Origin of the sequence: Sphingopyxis sp. (assembly GCF_035998905.1) — a bacterium.
Classification (GTDB): Bacteria; Pseudomonadota; Alphaproteobacteria; order Sphingomonadales; family Sphingomonadaceae; genus Sphingopyxis.
The window spans coordinates 295,928-313,188 of the sequence record NZ_DASYHG010000024.1 but is presented as its reverse complement, the minus strand read 5'-3'; the positions used below and the strand labels follow the sequence as shown (position 1 = coordinate 313,188).

16 protein-coding genes and 1 tRNA gene are annotated in these 17,261 nt (G+C 65.3%); 8 read left to right on the top strand and 9 right to left on the bottom strand.

What is annotated here, in order from left to right; genetic code table 11:
* Positions 1-65 precede the first annotated feature (65 nt).
* Complete coding sequence (locus VGN62_RS14030; RefSeq protein ID WP_327454888.1) at positions 66-1,400, top strand: metal-dependent hydrolase family protein; 1,335 nt, start codon at positions 66-68, stop codon at positions 1,398-1,400.
* A 4-nt stretch (positions 1,401-1,404) separates the two neighbouring features.
* Here VGN62_RS14030 and VGN62_RS14025 read toward each other — a convergent pair whose 3' ends face one another.
* Positions 1,405-2,184: a tyrosine-protein phosphatase gene (locus VGN62_RS14025; RefSeq protein ID WP_327454886.1), complete on the bottom strand. Its 780-nt coding sequence runs from the start codon at positions 2,182-2,184 to the stop codon at positions 1,405-1,407.
* Positions 2,185-2,186: 2 nt separating this feature from the next.
* Positions 2,187-2,990, bottom strand: a complete 804-nt coding sequence (locus VGN62_RS14020) for a crotonase/enoyl-CoA hydratase family protein (RefSeq protein WP_327454883.1) — start codon at positions 2,988-2,990, stop codon at positions 2,187-2,189.
* Positions 2,991-3,041: 51 nt separating this feature from the next.
* Between VGN62_RS14020 and VGN62_RS14015 the strand changes: the two genes are divergently transcribed.
* A complete protein-coding gene (locus VGN62_RS14015; RefSeq protein WP_327454881.1) occupies positions 3,042-4,181 on the top strand; it encodes an acyl-CoA dehydrogenase family protein in 1,140 nt (379 codons plus the stop codon).
* Positions 4,178-4,879 (top strand): acyl-CoA dehydrogenase family protein, encoded by a 702-nt coding sequence (locus tag VGN62_RS14010; RefSeq protein WP_327454879.1) that lies wholly within the window; start codon positions 4,178-4,180, stop codon positions 4,877-4,879. The genes VGN62_RS14015 and VGN62_RS14010 overlap by 4 nt, the downstream gene beginning before the upstream one ends.
* Positions 4,880-4,883: 4 nt before the next feature.
* Here the strand turns inward: VGN62_RS14010 and VGN62_RS14005 are convergent, their stop codons facing one another.
* From VGN62_RS14005 to VGN62_RS13980, 6 genes are all read right to left on the bottom strand, one after another.
* Positions 4,884-6,014 carry a CaiB/BaiF CoA-transferase family protein gene (locus VGN62_RS14005; RefSeq protein WP_327454876.1) on the bottom strand — a complete coding sequence of 377 codons (1,131 nt, stop codon included), beginning with the start codon at positions 6,012-6,014 and terminating at the stop codon, positions 4,884-4,886.
* A gap of 17 nt (positions 6,015-6,031) precedes the next feature.
* Positions 6,032-7,282, bottom strand: a complete 1,251-nt coding sequence (locus tag VGN62_RS14000; protein ID WP_327454874.1) for an acetyl-CoA C-acetyltransferase — start codon at positions 7,280-7,282, stop codon at positions 6,032-6,034.
* Between the two features lie 23 nt (positions 7,283-7,305).
* Positions 7,306-8,088 (bottom strand): SDR family NAD(P)-dependent oxidoreductase, encoded by a 783-nt coding sequence (locus VGN62_RS13995; protein ID WP_327454872.1) that lies wholly within the window; start codon positions 8,086-8,088, stop codon positions 7,306-7,308.
* Positions 8,089-8,100: 12 nt separating this feature from the next.
* Positions 8,101-9,306, bottom strand: coding sequence for an acyl-CoA dehydrogenase family protein (locus VGN62_RS13990; RefSeq protein WP_327454870.1), 1,206 nt, complete (start codon positions 9,304-9,306; stop codon positions 8,101-8,103).
* Positions 9,303-10,397, bottom strand: a complete 1,095-nt coding sequence (locus tag VGN62_RS13985; protein WP_327454868.1) for an acyl-CoA dehydrogenase family protein — start codon at positions 10,395-10,397, stop codon at positions 9,303-9,305. Before VGN62_RS13985 ends, VGN62_RS13990 begins: the two co-directional genes overlap by 4 nt.
* 109 nt (positions 10,398-10,506) lie before the next feature.
* Positions 10,507-11,688: an acyl-CoA dehydrogenase gene (locus tag VGN62_RS13980; RefSeq protein WP_327454866.1), complete on the bottom strand. Its 1,182-nt coding sequence runs from the start codon at positions 11,686-11,688 to the stop codon at positions 10,507-10,509.
* Positions 11,689-11,809: 121 nt separating this feature from the next.
* On the opposite strand from VGN62_RS13980, the gene VGN62_RS13975 reads away from it, so the two are divergent.
* Positions 11,810-12,790, top strand: a complete 981-nt coding sequence (locus tag VGN62_RS13975; protein WP_327454864.1) for a nitronate monooxygenase family protein — start codon at positions 11,810-11,812, stop codon at positions 12,788-12,790.
* Positions 12,791-12,904: 114 nt separating this feature from the next.
* Positions 12,905-13,996, top strand: coding sequence for a flavin reductase (locus tag VGN62_RS13970; protein WP_327454862.1), 1,092 nt, complete (start codon positions 12,905-12,907; stop codon positions 13,994-13,996).
* 6 nt (positions 13,997-14,002) lie between these two features.
* On the opposite strand, the gene VGN62_RS13965 is transcribed toward VGN62_RS13970, so the two are convergent.
* Positions 14,003-14,092: transfer RNA gene (locus VGN62_RS13965), tRNA-Ser, on the bottom strand.
* A gap of 147 nt (positions 14,093-14,239) precedes the next feature.
* Here VGN62_RS13965 and VGN62_RS13960 point away from each other — a divergent pair.
* The 3 genes from VGN62_RS13960 to VGN62_RS13950 are packed head-to-tail and all read left to right on the top strand — an operon-like array spanning position 14,240 to position 17,245.
* Entirely contained in the window at positions 14,240-15,301 is a 1,062-nt protein-coding gene (locus VGN62_RS13960; RefSeq protein WP_414713283.1) for a lytic murein transglycosylase, read from the top strand.
* 13 nt (positions 15,302-15,314) lie between these two features.
* A complete protein-coding gene (locus tag VGN62_RS13955; RefSeq protein WP_327454859.1) occupies positions 15,315-16,274 on the top strand; it encodes a septal ring lytic transglycosylase RlpA family protein in 960 nt (319 codons plus the stop codon).
* Positions 16,275-16,285: 11 nt separating this feature from the next.
* The gene (locus tag VGN62_RS13950; protein WP_327454857.1) at positions 16,286-17,245 is read left to right on the top strand and encodes a D-alanyl-D-alanine carboxypeptidase family protein; all 960 of its coding nucleotides are present in this window, start codon (positions 16,286-16,288) and stop codon (positions 17,243-17,245) included.
* Positions 17,246-17,261: the final 16 nt, after the last annotated feature.

Genomic DNA, 17,261 nt, shown 5'->3' with positions numbered 1-17,261 from the left:
CCGCTGTCCTAATAAGTCCTGTTTTGCCATCCAGTTCATGGGCACCAACAACAGGCGGGTCAGACATGCAATCGCGAGTGAAGTTCGGCAGTTTTCTGCGGGGAATCGTTTTGGGTTCGACTGCGTTTTTCATCGCGTCGGTCGTCCCTGCGCAGGCGAAGGAAGCACCCGGACAGACGGTGATCACCGCCGCGCGCTATATCGACGTCCTCACCGGAAAGACGGTCGAGTTTCCCGCCATCTTCGTCGGCGCCGACGGCCGCATCACGAACATCGCCGATGCGCGCACGGTGCGCTGGGGATCGAACGTCAAACATGTCGACCTCGGCGACAAGACGCTCGTCCCGGGCCTCATCGACATGCACGTCCATCTCGATGGCCCCGCCGACATCGGCGGCTATCGCGGGCTCGAATTCACTGACAGTTTCTGGGGCATGACCGCGGTCAAAAATGCGAACGACATGCTAGGCGCGGGCTTCACCACGGTGCGCAACGTCGGGTCTGACAACCGCAACGACATCGGGCTCAAGCAGGCGATCGACGCCGGCTACGCGACGGGTCCGCGCATCGTCCCCGCAGGCTATGCGCTCGGCGCGACCGGCGGGCATTGCGACAGCACCTTCCTGCCGCCCAGCCTCGAAAAGAAGGACGGCAAGGAAGAGGGGATCGGCGACACGCCCGATGAGCTGCGCTTCCAGGTCCGCCGCCAGCGCAAATATGGCGCCGAGGTGATCAAGGTCTGCGCGACGGGCGGCGTCTTTTCGCGCAACACCGAACCGGGCCAGTTGCAAGTCTCCGAACGGGAACTTGCCGCGATCGCCGACGAGGCGCATCAATGGGGCCTGCGCGTCGCTGCGCACGCCCACGGCGCGGCGGGCATCCGCGCCGCCATCGCGGCCGGAATAGATACCATCGAGCATGTCAGCCTCGTCGACGACGAGGGCATCCGCATGGCGGTGGCGCGCAAGCAGCCGGTATGGTTCTCGATGGATATCTACAACACCGAATATACGCAGGCCGAAGGCGCCAAGAACGGCGTGCTCGAGGACAACCTTCGCAAGGACCGCGAGATTGCCCAGATCCAGCGCGACAATTTCCGCAAAGCCGTCAAGGCCGGGGTGCGTATGGTATTCGGTTCCGACGCCGGTGTAATGCCGCACGGGCAGGTCGGCGGCCAGTTCCGCGTCATGGTCGAATATGGCATGACCCCGCTGCAGGCGATCCAGGCCGCGACGAAGAACGCCGCCGAGGCGCTCGGCCGCGAGAAGGACGTCGGCGCGATCGCGGTCGGACGCTATGCCGACATCGTCGCGGTCGACGGCAACCCGCTGACCGATGTGCGCCAGCTCGAAAGCGTGGATGCGGTGGTGAAGGGCGGGGTGCTGGTGCGGGGCCAATAGGCCCTTACACCACCAGCCGGTCGACCAGTGCTTCGCGCATGCCGGGGGTGAAGTTCAGCACCGCTTCGGCATAGGTCGGGATGTCGCCATGGTCGCGGCACACCGTCGCGAGCGCCGCGTCGAGATAGGCGGGGTTGACCGACATCAGCGCACGGATTGCATCGTCGTGAATTTCGGCGCCGTATCGCGAGCGGATATGCGCCGCGCCCTGCGCGATCCGCTCCTCGATCTTGCCCGCGGTGTTGGTGAGCAGATAATCCTGCATCAGATCGTCCTCATGCACGCCGAGTAGCCGATGGACGATCGCGACCGCAAAGCCGGTGCGGTCCTTGCCCGCGACGCAATGGACCAGGCTCGGCGCGTCATATTCGGCGAGCGCGGCGAGGTAGAGCCGGAGCGTTGCGACGAGCGCCGGGCGATAGGGCATGCCGGCATAGGTATCGATCATCCGCTCGCGTGCGGTGTCGATGTCGATCGTCCCACCCGCCGCCTGCAGGTGCGGCGCGAGGCCCGCGGTCACGCCGCCCGCGAACAGCACGCGCGCCGAAAAATTGTCCGAGCGGCGGCACGGATGCAGCTCGCGCTCGTCGTCGCCGCGCAGGTCGATCACCGTCTCGAGCCCCAGCGCATCGAGCGCATCGAGATCGTCGTCGGTCGCCGCCTCATGATGCGCCGAACGCCACAGCATCCCGTCGCGCAGTCGCCCGTTACCGTCGACGGCATAGCCGCCATAATCGCGGAAATTGTGAACGCCGGCCAGTGGCAGGACACGCTCGGCAATCATCGTCATTCTCCCGTAAACACCGGCGGGCGCTTCTCGATAAAGGCGTCGATCGCCTCGCGATTGTCGGCCGTTTCGTGCACGATCGCCTGATAGGCGGCGCTGAGCTCCAATATGTCGCTCATCCGGCTGTGCTGCGCTTCGCGAAGCAATCGCTTGGTCAGTCGCAGCGCGCGCGGCGGATTGCACACGATCCGTTCGGCAATCGCGACGGCACGGTCCAGCAGGGCCGCGTCGGGGACGACCTCCGTGACCAGACCATATTCCTTTGCCTGCGCCGCGTCAAAACGGTCACCGGTCAGGAACAGTTCGGCTGCACGCGGATAGCCAAGGATTTTCTGGAGCAGCCACGCCCCACCGTCGCCGGGGACGATCCCGACCTTGACGAAGCTGCACGCGAATTTCGCGCTCTCTGCCGCGATACGGATGTCGCAGGTGCAGGCGAGGTCGGCGCCGAGGCCGATCGCATGGCCGTTGATCGCAGCGATCATCGGGATTTCGCAATCCATCAGCGCGCGGATCACCGCTTGCACCCCCTTGCGATAGTTCGACCGTGTGGAATCGGGCTGGTCGAGTACACCGATACCCGTGCGATCCTTCATGCCTTTCAAATTTCCGCCGGCGCTGAACGCGTTGCCGCTGCCGGTCAGGATGATCGCGCTGACACTCCGGTCTTCGCCAAGGGTGCGCAGCGTGTCGATGATGTCCTGACAATCCCCGTGGGTGCCGATCGCATTCATGCTTTCGGGCTTGATCATCGTCAGGATCGCGATCTTGCCCCGCCGCTCGACACTCAAAAATTCGCCCATCTTCAATAATCCTTTGCTGCCTAACCAAAGCTATTGCATGGCTGGTGCGACATGCAAGACTTTGCGCTCTATCCTTTCGATCCACCCGGCGACATTGCCGCACTGCGCGCCGATTTGCGGGGCTGGCTTGCGGTGAACCAGCCGCAGGGCGGCGTCGTGGCGCGGGCAAATTGCTGGGCAAGTTTCGATGCCGATTTCAGCCGTTCACTCGGCGCAGCCGGCTACGTCGGCATGACGCTGCCGGCGCGCTATGGCGGTGGCGACCGCCACCCGCTCGAACGTTATGTGGTGATCGAGGAACTGCTGGCGGCGGGCGCACCCGTCGGTGCGCACTGGATCGCTGACCGGCAGACCGGCCCGCTCATCCTGCGCTATGGCAGCGAGGAACAGCGCGAGCGTTACCTGCCGGGGATCGCGAAGGGCGAGCTCTATGCCTGTATCGGCCTGTCCGAGCCGGGCGCGGGGTCTGATCTCGCCGCCGTGCGAACGACGGCGCGCGAGACCGCCGAAGGCTGGCGCATCAACGGCCAGAAGATATGGACCACCGGCGCGCATTTCTCGCACATCATGCTCGCGCTCGTCCGCACAGAAGAGGGCAGCGAACGTAACGCGGGGCTCAGCCAGTTGCTGATCGATCTCGACACGCCGGGGATCACGATCCGCCCGATCATCGATATGGCGGGTCATCATGATTTCAACGAAGTCTTCTTCGACGATGTGCTCGTGCCGCATGGCACGCTCGTCGGCGAGCGCGGGCAGGGGTGGAAGCAGGTCACCGCCGAACTCGGTCTCGAACGCTCGGGCCCCGAACGCTATCTGTCGAGCCATGCGCTGCTTGTCGCGTTGATCGATGCGGCCGGCGCCAATCCCGAACCCGCGGTGGCAACGCTTGTCGGCGAACTCACGGCCGAGATGTGGACGCTACGCCAACTCTCGATGTCGACGGCGGCGAAGCTCGCGGCGGGCGAGGACCCTATGGTCGAGGCATCGGTGGTCAAGGAACTGGGTAATGCCTTCGAGCAGGATATGCCGCGCCGCGTGCAGGCGATCATCGACTGCAACTGGGACGATGACACCGATCTGGCGAAACTGCTCCGAGCACTGCTTATCGCATCGCCCAGCTTTTCACTGCGCGGCGGGACGCGCGAGGTGATCCGCGGGATCATCGCGCGCGGGCTAGGCCTCAGATGAGCGCGGCGCGCGACATGCTGTGCGATACGGCGCGCGCGGTCTTTGCCGAGGCGGCGAAGGCGGGGATTGCTCCGGTGGAGGAAGCGGGCTTCGGCTTGCTGCTGGTGCCCGAAGAACAGGGCGGGTTCGGCGGCGATTGGGGCGACGTCAACGCGGTGCTGCAGATCGCCGGGGTGGTCGTCCCCGATCTACCGGTAGCTGAGTTGATCGTCGACGAGGCGCTCCTGCCCGCGGCGACGGTCAGCCTGATGGCGGGCGCGATGGGGCAAGCGCTGGCTCTGTCGATCGACCATGTGAACATGCGCCAGCAGTTCGGCCGTCCGCTCGGCAAGTTCCAGGCGGTGCAGCAATCGCTGGCCGTGATGGCATGCGAGGTGCGCGCTGTCGAGGCCGCCGCGGCGGCGCTGGCGGCGCGGCTCGACGCCGTAGGCCTCGATACGTCGGCCGCCGATTTCGAGATTGCAGCCGCGAAGCTCCGTGCCAATCGCGCTGTCGGTGTCGTGACGTCGATCGCGCACCAGGTGCACGGCGCGATCGGCTTCACCGAGGAATATGACCTCCACCGCGTGACCGTCCCGCTGATGCGCTGGCGCGGCGCGCATGGAAACGATGCCTTTTGGGCGGCGCGGCTGGGCAGTCAGGTCGCTGGTTTCGGCGGGCGCGGCCTCTGGGAAGCAATGACCGCGCGCGGCGCCTGACCTCTTAGCGCAGCGCGCCGCCTTCGCGCAGCGCAGCGATCTTGTCTGCATCATAGCCCAGGCCCGACAGCACGGTATTGCCATCGGCGCCGACCGCGGGCGCCGGGCGCGGCGTGCCATTGACCGTCGCCGAATAGCGCGGTGCGGGAGCGGGCTGGACCGCGCCGCCCACCGTAAGGAAGGTTTCGCGTTCGACATTGTGCGGATGCTGCGGTGCTTCGCCCAGCGACAGGATCGGCGCGAAGCAGACGTCGGTCATTTCCATGATCGCACACCATTCGTCGCGCGTCTTCGTCTTGAACAAGGCGTTGAGCTTTTCTTTCAGCGCGCCCCATTTCGACGGGTCCAACTGCGCGTCGAAATCGGGATCGTCGGTCAGTCCCGTTTTCTCGCGCAGCAATGCATAGAATTGCGGCTCGATCGAGCCGATCGAGACGAACTTGCCATCGGCGCACTCATAGCTGTCATAGAAGTGCGCTGCGCCGTCGAGCATGTTGACCCCGGCTTCGTCCTTGAGCCGGCCTGCGGCGAGGAAACCCCAGGTCATGCCGGCGAGCAAGGCCGAGCCATCGGTCATCGCGCAGTCGATCACCTGGCCTTCGCCGGTTTTCGCGGCATGGACGAGCGCGCTCGACATGCCGAAGGCGAGCATCATGCCGCCGCCGCCGAAATCGCCGACATAGTTGACCGGCGGAACGGGCTTTTCGCCCGCGCGCCCGATACCGTGGAGGACGCCCGACAGCGCGATATAGTTGATGTCGTGCCCCGCCGCCTGTGCATAGGGGCCGAACTGGCCCCAGCCGGTCATGCGGCCGTAAACGAGCTTCGGATTGTCGGCGAGCAGTACATCGGGGCCGAGCCCGAGCCGCTCCATCACGCCGGGACGATAGCCCTCGATGATCCCGTCGGCGCTCTTGCACAGCTCGCGCGCGATGCGGACCGCGTCGGGGTTCTTCATATCGAGCGCGATCGATGTGCGATTGCGGCTCAGCGGGTCGCGCGGGTCCATGAAACCGCCGGGACGATCGATACGGATCACCTCGGCGCCATGGTCGGCGAGCATCATGCCGCAGAAAGGACCGGGACCGATGCCCGCAAATTCGATGATCCTGATTCCTTTCAGCGGCCCGGACATGATGCTCTCCTGTTTCTTCAGATACGTTCGATGATGATCGCGGGCGCCATGCCGCCGGCGGCGCACATGGTGACGAGGCCATAACGGCCACCCGAACGTTCGAGTTCGTCGAGCGCGGTCCCGATCAGGATCGAACCCGTCGCGCCGATCGGATGGCCGAGCGCCATCGCGCCGCCGTTGATGTTCACCTTTTCGCGGTCGAGATCGAGGTCGCGGATGAACTTTTCGGCGACGACCGAAAAGGCTTCGTTGATTTCCCAGACGTCGATGTCGTCCTTCGTCAGACCAGCCTTTTCGAGCACCTTCTTCGCCGCCGGAACCGGGGCGTTGAGCATCAGCGTCGGATCATCGCCGATATTGGCATAGGCGACGACGCGCGCGCGCGGTTTCAGACCATGCTTGTCGGCATAATCCTTCGATGTCAGCAGCAGAGCGGCCGCGCCGTCGACGACGCCCGAGCTGTTGCCGGCATGATGGAAATGCTGGATTTCGAGGTCGGGATAGCGGCGGTTGACCTGCTTGCGGAAGGTGAAGCCGCCACCCATGTCGAAATCGGCGAGGCCGGCAAAGCTGGGCTTCAACGCCGCGAGCCCCTCGGCAGTCGTTTCGGGGCGCGGGAACTCCTCGCGGTCGAGCGCGACGCTGCCGTCGGGATTATGCACAGGCACGACCGACTTGGCGAAGCGGCCTTCCTTGATAGCGCGGTCGGCGCGCTGCTGGCTGACGAGCGCGAGCGCGTCGAGCGCCTCGCGGCTGATGCCTTCGATCGTCGCGATCGCGTCGCCGCAAATGCCCTGGTGCGATTGCGGGTGCAGTTCGTCGAGCGCGTCATGGCCCGAACCCATCAGGCGCGGCGGCAGGCCGGCGTTCGCCTGCTCGGCGGCATAGGCGCTGGTGTAGCTCATCATTTCGGTGCCGCCCGCGATGACGCAATCTTCCATGCCGCTCATCACGCTGGCGGCGGCGAAGTTCACCGAGCTGATGCCGCCGCCGCAGAAACGGTCGAGCGTCGTGCCGCTGGCCTTGGTGTCATAACCCGCCGACAGCGCCGCCATGCGGCCGAGGTCGCCGCCCTGTTTGCCGTTCTGGCTCGACGTCGACCAGACGATGTCGTCGACGGTTGCAGTGTCGAGATTGTTACGGTCGCGGATCGCGGCGAGCACCGTCGCGGCAAGATGCTGCGGGTGGAGGTGCGACAGCGCGCCCTTGCCGGGTTTGCCAACCCCGCGCGGGGTGCGGACTGCGTCGATGATATAGGCTTCGGCCATGGGATTATCCTTTCGGGGAGAGATCAACGGGGGGCCATGCGGATCGCGCCGTCGAGGCGGACCGCCTGGCCATTGAAATAAGTGTTGCGGACCATTTCCATCGCGAGGCTCGCATATTCCTCGGCCTTGCCGAGGCGCTTGGGGAAGGGAACGGAGGCTTCGAGGCTTTCCTTCACCTTCGGGTTCATATTGTTGAGGAGCGGCGTACCGAACACGCCCGGCATGATCGAATTGACGCGAATGCCGAGGTCCATCAGATCGCGCGCCATCGGCAGGACGAGGCCGTTCACGCCGGCCTTTGCCGAACCGTAGATGACCTGGCCGATCTGGCCGTCCTGCGCCGCAACCGAGGCGGTCAGCACGATCGCGCCGCGCTCGCCATCCTCCATTTCGGGCAAGCTGGCCATGCCTTCGGCCGCGATCGACGCGACACGATAGCTCGCGGTCAATATGCCTTCGACGCCAAAGGCATAATCGGCGGTCGGCGTACGGCGATAGCCGCCGGATTCCTTGTCATAGGCCAGCGTCTTGCCGCGACGTGAGGTCATCGCGCAATGGACGCAGACGCGCTCTTGCCCATGCGCCGCGCGCGCCTTGGCGTAGCCGTCGAGCACCGATTGCTCGTCGGTGATGTCGACATGAACGAACAGGCCGCCGATCGACGCCGCGACCTCCTCGCCGAGTGCATCGTTGATGTCGAAGATCGCAACCTTCACGCCCGACGCGGCCAGCGCTTCGGCGGTGGCGCGGCCGAGGCCCGAGGCGCCGCCGGTGACGACGGCGGATATGCTGGAATCGATTTTCATGGGCGCGCCTCCTCAGGCCGGAATCTGGTTGAAGGGAATGCCCTTGTCTGGGCGATGGTCCTGCGGCAGGCCGAGCACCTTCTCCGCAATCGTGTTGAGCAACGTCTCGTCCGACCCGCCCGCGATGCGGCCCGTCGGCGCGTTGATCCAGCTCGACGCCCAGTCCTCCTTTTGCGAGGCATGTTCGTCGAAGAGGAAGGCGTCGCTCCCCTGAAGGTCGAGCGCAAGCTCCGACAATTTCTGGCGCGAACGCACGGCGACGAGCTTGTTGAGCGAGCCTTCGGGTCCCGGCATCATTCCCGCCTGCATCATCAGCCGCGCGCGGACATTGATCGAATCGAGCCCCGCGCGCATTGCATGATTGCGCGCGATCTGCTGGCGGATGCGGCCGTCCTCGATCGCGGGACGACCGTTCAGCTGAACATCCTTCGCCAGCTCGACGAACAGGTCGAGATGCGGGCCGAAGCCCGCGCTGTCGGTCGCGACATAACGTTCGATCATCAGCGTTGCGATGGCGACGGCAAAGCCGCCGCCAACGGGCGACATGCGATGATCGTCGGTGATCTTCACATCGTCGAAGAACACCTCGTTGACGTGGCTGTCGCCGCCCGCAAGCTTGATCGGCCGGACGGTGACGCCCGGCGCCTTCATGTCGACCCAGAAATAGGTGAGACCCTTGTGCTTAGCGACGGTCGGGTCGGTGCGCACGACGATGACGCCATAGTCGCTGTAGTGCGCCCAACTCGTCCAGACCTTCTGGCCGTTGATCTTCCATCCGTTGCCGTCGGGCTCGGCCTTCGTGCGCAGGCCCGCAAGGTCCGACCCGCCGGAGGGCTCGGAGAAAAGCTGGCACCAGATTTCCTCGCCCTGCAGCGCCTTCAGCACGCGTTCCTTGACGAACTCCTTGTCGCTGCCGAATTGCATCAGCACTGGCACGGGCATGCCGAGCGATATGCCGAAATAGAAGCTCGGGAAGCCGTGTTTCATTTCCTCGGCGTCAAAGGTGACCTTTTCGAGATGACCGAGCCCTTGGCCACCATATTCGACCGGCCAGTTGATCCCGGCATAGCCGGCGTCGAACTTGGCTTTCTGGTAACGGCGGCCGAGCGCGAGATCATCGGCTTCGGACAGGCCCTTGCGCGCGTCGCGGCCAAAGGTCGGTGCCACCGACTGAAGCCAGGCCGCGGCCTTGCTACGATAGGCTTCGAGATCGCTCATGCCGCTTCTCCCGCCAACTGGTCGACAAGCACATCTTCCCAGAACAGGCTGCTGCCCTGTTCGATCGCGAGGCTGCGCGCGCGGCGCATGTGGAGGTGGAGGCCGATTTCCCAAGTCACGCCGATGCCGCCATGGATCTGGATGCAATCGCGGGCGGCGGTGTCATAGGCCTCGGTCGCCGACAGGCGCGCGGCCGCGGCGGCGGTGAGGAAATCGGCGGCGCCTTCGCGCGCCGCCGCGTGGATGCAGTTTGCCCGCGCCAGCTCGACAAGGCCGTATAGTTCGGCGATGCGATGCTTCACCGACTGGAAGGCGCCGATCGGCTGGCCGAAGGCGCGGCGAGTGAGGGCATAATCGCGCGCGATTTCCATCAGCACCTCGGCGCCGCCGGTCTGCTCGTGCGCCGTAACGACGCCCTGCAACGCGAGGATATGAAGCGCGGCATCGCGCGCGGTGCTGCCAACTGCGAGCGTTTCGGCCGGCACGCCGGCAAAATGGAGGTCGGCGATCAGGCGGCTGTTGTCGAAGCTGGGAACGGCAGTGCGCTCGACCCCGGCCAGATCGATGAGTGCGAGCACCGGCATCCCCGGTCCGTTCGCAAAGACGATCGCGACATCCGCCGCGAGGCCCGCCGAAACACCGCGAACCGTGCCGTCGAGCCGGTCGCCGGTGAAAGTCACATCGGCGCGCGCGGGCAGCGCATCGGGTCCGGCCGCAAAAGCGATCGCACCGATCGTCTCGCCGCTTGCCAACCCCGGCAGCCAGCGCGCCTTTTGCGCGTCGGATCCGAAAAGCTCGATTGCCTTGGCTGCACCGAAGCTCGACGTCAGGAACGGTGCCCCGCTGATGCTACGCCCCGCCTGGTGCGCGATCAGGCCCAGTTCGATCAGGCCAAGACCTAGCCCGCCATCGGCTTCGGGAAGCGCCAGCGCGGTCCAGCCCTGCTCCTTCGCGGTGTCCCAGAAGGGGCGGTGATATTCGCCGACATTCTCGAGCAGCGGCAGCAGCGCGTCCTTGCCGACGCGCGCTTCCAATACGCGCCGCGACTCGGTCGCGATCGCCTGCTGGCCTTCGTCATAGAGGATCGTCATGCGCGCACCCGTCCTTCTCTCATTATCTTGTCCAGCCAGTGAACCGGACGTTGACGTAAACGTCAAGCGTTTTGACGTTACGCTTTCAGGCCCGCAACTGGCGGTCGTGTCAGGCCAGCGCGGCCTTCCAGTCGCGGCGAATCTTCTTGGCGAGGCTCCATTTGTGGACCTCGGTGGGGCCGTCGTAGATGCGGAAGGCGCGAACCTCGCGGAACACCTGCTCGACGATCGTCCGGTCTGTCACCCCGGTGCCGCCCATCACCTGCACACAGCGGTCAGCGATGCGCATCAGCGCTTCGGACACCGCGACCTTCGCCATCGAGCTTTCGACGGTACCGAGCGACCCGGTGTCGAGCACGCCCGCGCACCAGTCGATCATCAGTTCGGCTTGTTTCAGGTCGATCATATTTTCGGCGAGCATGAAGCCGACGCCTTCATGCTCGATCAGCGGCTTGCCGAACGCCTCGCGGCGGTTGGCGTAGTCGGTCGCGATCTCGTGTGCACGGATGCAGCAGCCAAGCCAGCGCATACAGTGCGACAGACGGGCAGGGGACAGGCGCACCTGCGCGTATCGGAAGCCCTCGCCCGCTTCGCCCAGCATCTGGTCGGCGGGGACGCGCAGATTGTCGATGGTCAGCGTCGCATGGCCTCCGGGCATCGAGCTGTCGATCGTATTGGGCACATGATCGATACGGATCGCGGCGTCGGGCAGGTCGATCAGGAACATGCACGCGCCCTGTTCGGCTTTCGCCATGACAATACCGACCCCCGCGCCCTGTGCGCCGGTGATGAAGGTCTTGCGGCCGTTGATCACCCAATGATTGCCGTCGAGGTGGCACGTTGTCTTCATCATCGACGGATCGGACCCGGCGCCGCCGTCCTCGGCGGGTTCGGTCATGAAGAAGGCCGAACGGACACGCCCCTCGACCATCGGCTTCAGGAACCGTTCCTTGAGCTCGGGGCTGCCCTCCTTGCCGAGAAGATACATATTACCCTCGTCGGGTGCCATCGTGTTGCACGCGAGCGGGCCGAGCGGCGAGAGGCCGCTCTTGATCAACACCACCGCGGTCTCGCGCTGGTTCAGGTGGCTGCCGTCGTCGAAAATATGCGGGGTGAGCACGCCCGCGGCGCGCGCATGCTCGCGCACCTCCATGACCAGCTCGTCGGTCGGTGCACCATGATGATCGCGGCGCGGATCGCTCTCGTAGGGGATGACCGTTTCGCGAACGAACGCTTCGACCTTTGCGGCGATCGCCCGCGCCCGATCCGATATGCCTTCGCCCGCCGTCATTTCGATTCCCTTCGCTATCTAACTATTTTCCTAGTCAACCCGACGTTGACGTAAGCGTCAAGTTATTTCATGGACCGGAACGAAGATGCCGTAAGGGCAGGACCGGACAGGAGAGATCGATATGGCTTTCAAGACACGCATCACCGAAATGCTGGGTATCGAGCATCCGATCGTCCAGGGCGGTATGCAGAGCGTCGGCTATGCCGAACTGGCGAGCGCGGTGTCGAACGCCGGCGGCCTTGGCATCATCACCGCGCTGACGCAGCCGAGCCCCGAAGCATTGCGCGAGGAAATCGAGCGCTGCCGCGCGATGACCGGCAAGCCCTTCGGCGTGAACATGACCGTCTTCCCGACGATCAACGCCCCCGATTACAAGGCCTATGCGCAGGCGATCATCGACGGCGGGGTCAAGATCGTTGAGACCGCGGGCACGCAGGCGGTGCGCGAGATCTGGGAGATGCTGAAACCCCATGGCGTCACGATCCTGCACAAATGCACCGCCGTGCGCCACGCGCTGTCGGCTGAGCGCGCGGGTTGCGACATCATCTCGATCGACGGCTTCGAATGCGCGGGTCATCCGGGCGAGGACGATATCCCCGGCCTGATCCTGATTCCCGCCGCCGCCGACAAGGTGAAAATCCCGATGCTCGCTTCGGGCGGCTTCGGTGACGGCCGCGGGCTCGTCGCAGCGCTGTCGCTCGGTGCCGAGGGCATCAACATGGGCACGCGCTTCTGCGCCACCGTCGAGGCACCGATCCACGACAATGTGAAGCAGGCCTATATCGACAATGACGAACGCGGCAGCTTCCTGATCTTCCGCAGCCTCAAGAACACCGCGCGCGTCGGCAAGAGCGAAGTGAGCGAAGAGGTCGTGCGCCGCCTCTCGGTGCCCGACGCCACCTTCGCCGATGTCGCCGAACTGGTGAACGGCAAGGCGGGCCGCGAACTGCTCGAAACCGGCGACCTCACCAAGGGCGTCTTCTGGGCAGGTATGGTGCAGGGGCTGATCCACGACATCCCGACGTGCCAGCAGTTGATCGACCGCATCATCGCAGAGGCCGACGCGATCGTCGACCAGCGGCTCGCGTCGATGCGCGCCTAATTGGCCCGGCGCGCTGGCGCGGCGCGGCAGCTTTCGATATGATCCGATTCTTCGTAATTTGGTCCTATCGAATGCCGCTGGCGCCCGCGCCCGCCGGCGCGGCAAGGGGGATGTTTGAGCCTCATCGAATATAAGGGTTTCGGCGGCGTTCTCCTGTCGGCCGACATGCTGGGTGACGAAAACGACCCTGCGGTACTGCTTGTTCCCGACCTCGGCCAGGACCGTGCTGCGTGGCGCGACGTGGCCGATGCGCTGGTGCTTTCGGGGCGCCGCGTCGTCAATCTCGACCTGCGCGAAGCCGGTGGAGCGGACGGACTTGCGCCGCATATCGAGGATATGCGTGCGGTCCTCGCGCAAATGGGTTCGCGCCCCGTCGTCGTGACCGCGGGGCGCGGCGGATGGATCGCGACGCGCGCGTTGTCGCTCGATGGCGCCCTGCTCGCGGCGGGCTTGGTCTTGGTCGACATGCCGGTCGACGAGGACGCGATCGCGAACGATGTGCCTGCGCGGCTGGCTGTCCCGGCGCTCGTCGTCCGCGGCGGCTTTTCTCCCGCGCAGTGCAGCGCGGTCAGCGACACCTTCAACGCCGCGCTGCCCATGGGCGAGAGCGCCGACATCAACGAATGCGACCTCGAACTCGCGTCCGACCGCAATGAAGCGCTGCTCGGCCAGTTGCTCGAATTCCTCGAACGGCGCCAGCCGCGCGAGGCGATGGAGTTCAAGGCGGGATCGGACCCGCGGACGCTGCGCGATGCGATGGGCTGTTTTGCGACCGGGATCACGATCGTCACCGCGCTCGATGCAGACGGAACTCCCGTCGGCCTCACCGCGAACAGTTTCACCTCGGTCTCGCTCGACCCGCCGCTGCTGCTCGTTTGCATCGCGAACACCGCGGGAACCGCCCCGGCACTGCGCAATGCCGCGCATTTCGGCGTGAACGTCCTGCAAATCGGCCAGCAGCCGACGTCGAACCGTTTCGCCGCGAAAGGCGAGGACCGCTTCGCGGGCCAGCCATGGGCACCGGGCCAGACCGGCGTGCCATTGCTCGGCAGTTCGCTCGTCTCGTTCGAATGCGAACGCGAATCGCTGCACGAGGCAGGCGACCACTTCATCCTCGTCGGCCGCGTCGTCCGCGCGCAGTTCGAACCGCACCGCGATCCGCTGCTCTATTTCCGCGGAAAATACCGGCGGTTGCATTTCGCCTGATCGTATTGGCGGACAGGGTGGGATTCGAACCCACGGTGAGCTTGCACCCACGGCGGTTTTCAAGACCGCTGCCTTAAACCACTCGGCCACCTGTCCTTGGCTCGCCGCCATAGCGTGCGCGTGCGGTGCGGCAAGCGAAACCTTGCCCGCTCGCTCCACCGCGCGAATGACTCGGCTCGTCCCGCCGCTGCCTAGCCAAGGCGCTCGCATCTATGCGAGACACGCCCTATGGGTGGGGACATCATGCACGCTATACGTTTCAAAATCGGACGCCTTTTCCAGTTTGCCGCTGCCTTTGTGTCGGCCTGGATGCTCACCGCCTCGGCACCGCTCCATGCGCAGAGCGGCGACCCCGGCTTCGACACCTATGTCCAGTCGCTGTGGCCGAAGGCGCAGGCGCGCGGCGTGTCGCGTGCGACCTTCGACCGCGTGACGTCGGGATTGCGCTATAACGCGCGCGTCGTCGCGCTCGATCGCGACAATCTCGGCAGCCCGCCCAGCCCCAACACGCCGATCCCGTCGTTCGCGCCCTATAAGGCCAAGCATGTCGATGCGGCGCGCATCGGTGGCGGGCGCCGCGTCCACGACCGGTTGCTTCCGCTCTTGTCGCGCATCGAACAACGGACCGGTGTTCCGACGAGCATCATGATCGCCATCTACGGCCACGAAACCGCCTATGGCCAGGTCACCGGCAATTTCGACCTGCCCGAAGCGCTCGCAACGCTCGCCTATGAGGGCCGCCGGCGCAGCCTGTTCGAACCCGAACTGATCGCGACGATGGTGATGGTCGAACAGGGCGTTCCGCGTAGCGCGCTCAAGGGCAGCTGGGCCGGAGCATTCGGCTATCCGCAATTCCTTCCGTCGGTCTATCTGCAAGTCGCCGAGGACGGTGACGGCGACGGCGTTGCGCGCATCTGGTCGAGCGAGGCCGACGCGATCGAATCGATCGGTTCCTACCTCCGCCGCGCCGGATGGCGCGCAGGGCAGCCGTGGGGCGTCGCGGTAACCGTGCCGGCGAGCTTCAATCGCGGCGCCGTCGCCAATCGCCTGACGCCGACCCGCTGCCCCCGCGTTTTCGATCGCCACAGCCGCTGGCGCTCGATGGCCGAATGGCGCGCGGCGGGGATCCAGCCGCTCAGCGGGCGCTGGCCCGAGGGCAATATTCAGGCGACCTTGCTCGAACCCGATGGCCCCGGACGGACCGCTTATTTGCTGACCGGTAACTATCGTGCGATATTGGACTATAATTGTTCCAACTTTTACGCACTGTCTGTGGGGTTGCTGGCGGATGAAATCGATCGTTAGATGCGGGGGCCTGATGGCCGGGGCAGCGCTCATGCTCTCCGGTTGCGGCAGTGTCGATGGCAAGCGCGAGGGGCGGCCGATGGCAAGCCCGGCACCCGCCGCGACCGAGACGGGCGTTTCCGACGTCCCGGTAAAGATCGGCGATCCCTACACGATCGGCGGGGTGACCTATACACCCGCCGACGTCCCCGATTATGACGATGTCGGCTATGCGAGCTGGTATGGCGAGGAACTCGCGGGGCAGCCGACCGCGAACGGCGAGACCTTCAATCCGGCCGCCATAAGCGCCGCGCACAAGACGCTGCCCCTGCCGAGCTATGTCGAGGTAACGGCGCTCGACACCGGGCGGACGATCCTCGTGCGCGTCAACGACCGTGGCCCGATGGCGGGTGACCGCTTGATCGACCTGTCGCGCGGCGCCGCGGAGCAATTGGGCCTCACCGAAGGCGTTTCCGCCGTACGCGTCCGCCGCACGAACCCGATCGCCGCCGAACGCGCACAGCTTCGCGCCGGAAAGCCGGTTCCCGAACGGCTCGGGACCCCCGACTCGCTGCTCGCCATCCTGCGCAACAAGGCGAAAAGCCTGCCGATTCCCAAGGGGGTTGCGGCTTCGGCGGTGGCAACCGCGCCGATCGCTTCGGGTGCCGCCAAGCCGGGTGATGATCGTTTCATCGTCGAAGGTCCCGGCACGGTGATGCCGCCGCCCAAACCGGCACCCGCGGCAAAGCCCGCACCGGTGACCAAGCCCGCCGCGACAGCGCCTGCTGGCAATTATGTCGTCCAGGTCGGTGCCTTCAGCACCGAAGCACGCGCCGGTGCCGCGGCGAAGTCGGTCGGAGGTCATGTTGCCAAGGCCGGTAAACTCTGGCGCGTGCGCGTCGGTCCGTTTGCCAGCGACGCCGATGCGCGCGGCGCGCTCGGCAAGGTGAAGGCCAAGGGCTTCCGCGACGCCGTGGTCCAGCGCGACCGTTGACGACACGGCGCGTGGCGAAACCAAGCATCCGGCTAAAGAGCTGCGCCGCGGCGCTCGCGGCCTTCGCGATCACATTGGCCTTTCCCGCCGCAGCCGCGAGCGACGCCCGTCCGAAGAGCGCGCAAACCAGCCGCACTCCCTATGTCACACAGGCGCCGATCGTGATGCTCAAGGATCTCGATTCGGGCGCGATCCTTTTCTCTCGCGGTGCCGAAAAGCGCTTTGCCCCGGCGTCGATGGCGAAGGTGATGACCGCCTATGTCGTGCTCGACCTGATCAAAAAGGGCGAGCTTGCACGCGACAGGCAATTCACCGTCAGCGAAGCGACATGGAAGAAATGGAATAGCAGCACCGGCGGCTCGACAATGTTCCTTAGTCCAAACGAGAAGGTGTCAGTCGACGACCTCCTCAAGGGGCTGATCACCGTTTCGGGCAACGATGCCGCGGCGGTGCTGGCCGTCGGGATCGACGGCAGCGAAGGGGCATTCGTAAAAAGAATGAACGAAGTAGCTAGCAAAATTGGCATGGCATCGAGCCGTTTTGGAACGCCCAGCGGCTGGCCCGATGGCGGAGTCACGCAGGTCAGCGCCGCCGACCTTGTCACGCTCGCCGACCGTCTGATCCGCGATCATCCGGGCGGCTATGCGCGCTATTTCTCTATCCCGAAGCTCCAGCACGGCAAATCGCCCGAGGGCAAGCCGATCATCCAGCCGAACCGCAACCCCATCCTCGGCCGTTTCGAGGGGGCCGACGGGTTGAAAACGGGGCATACTGCCGAGGCGGGCTACTGCTTCCTCGGCTCTGCAAAGCGCAACGGCCGCCGCCTCGTGATGGTCGTCGCCGGCATGGGTAGCGAAAAGGCCCGGCGCGAAGAGGCCGAGCGGTTGATGGAATGGGGCTTCGCGTCGGGCAATGCGCCCGCAATAACGCAAACCGCACCGAAAACCGGGCCAGCCGCTACGCGGAGATGACAAAAGCCATCCGCCG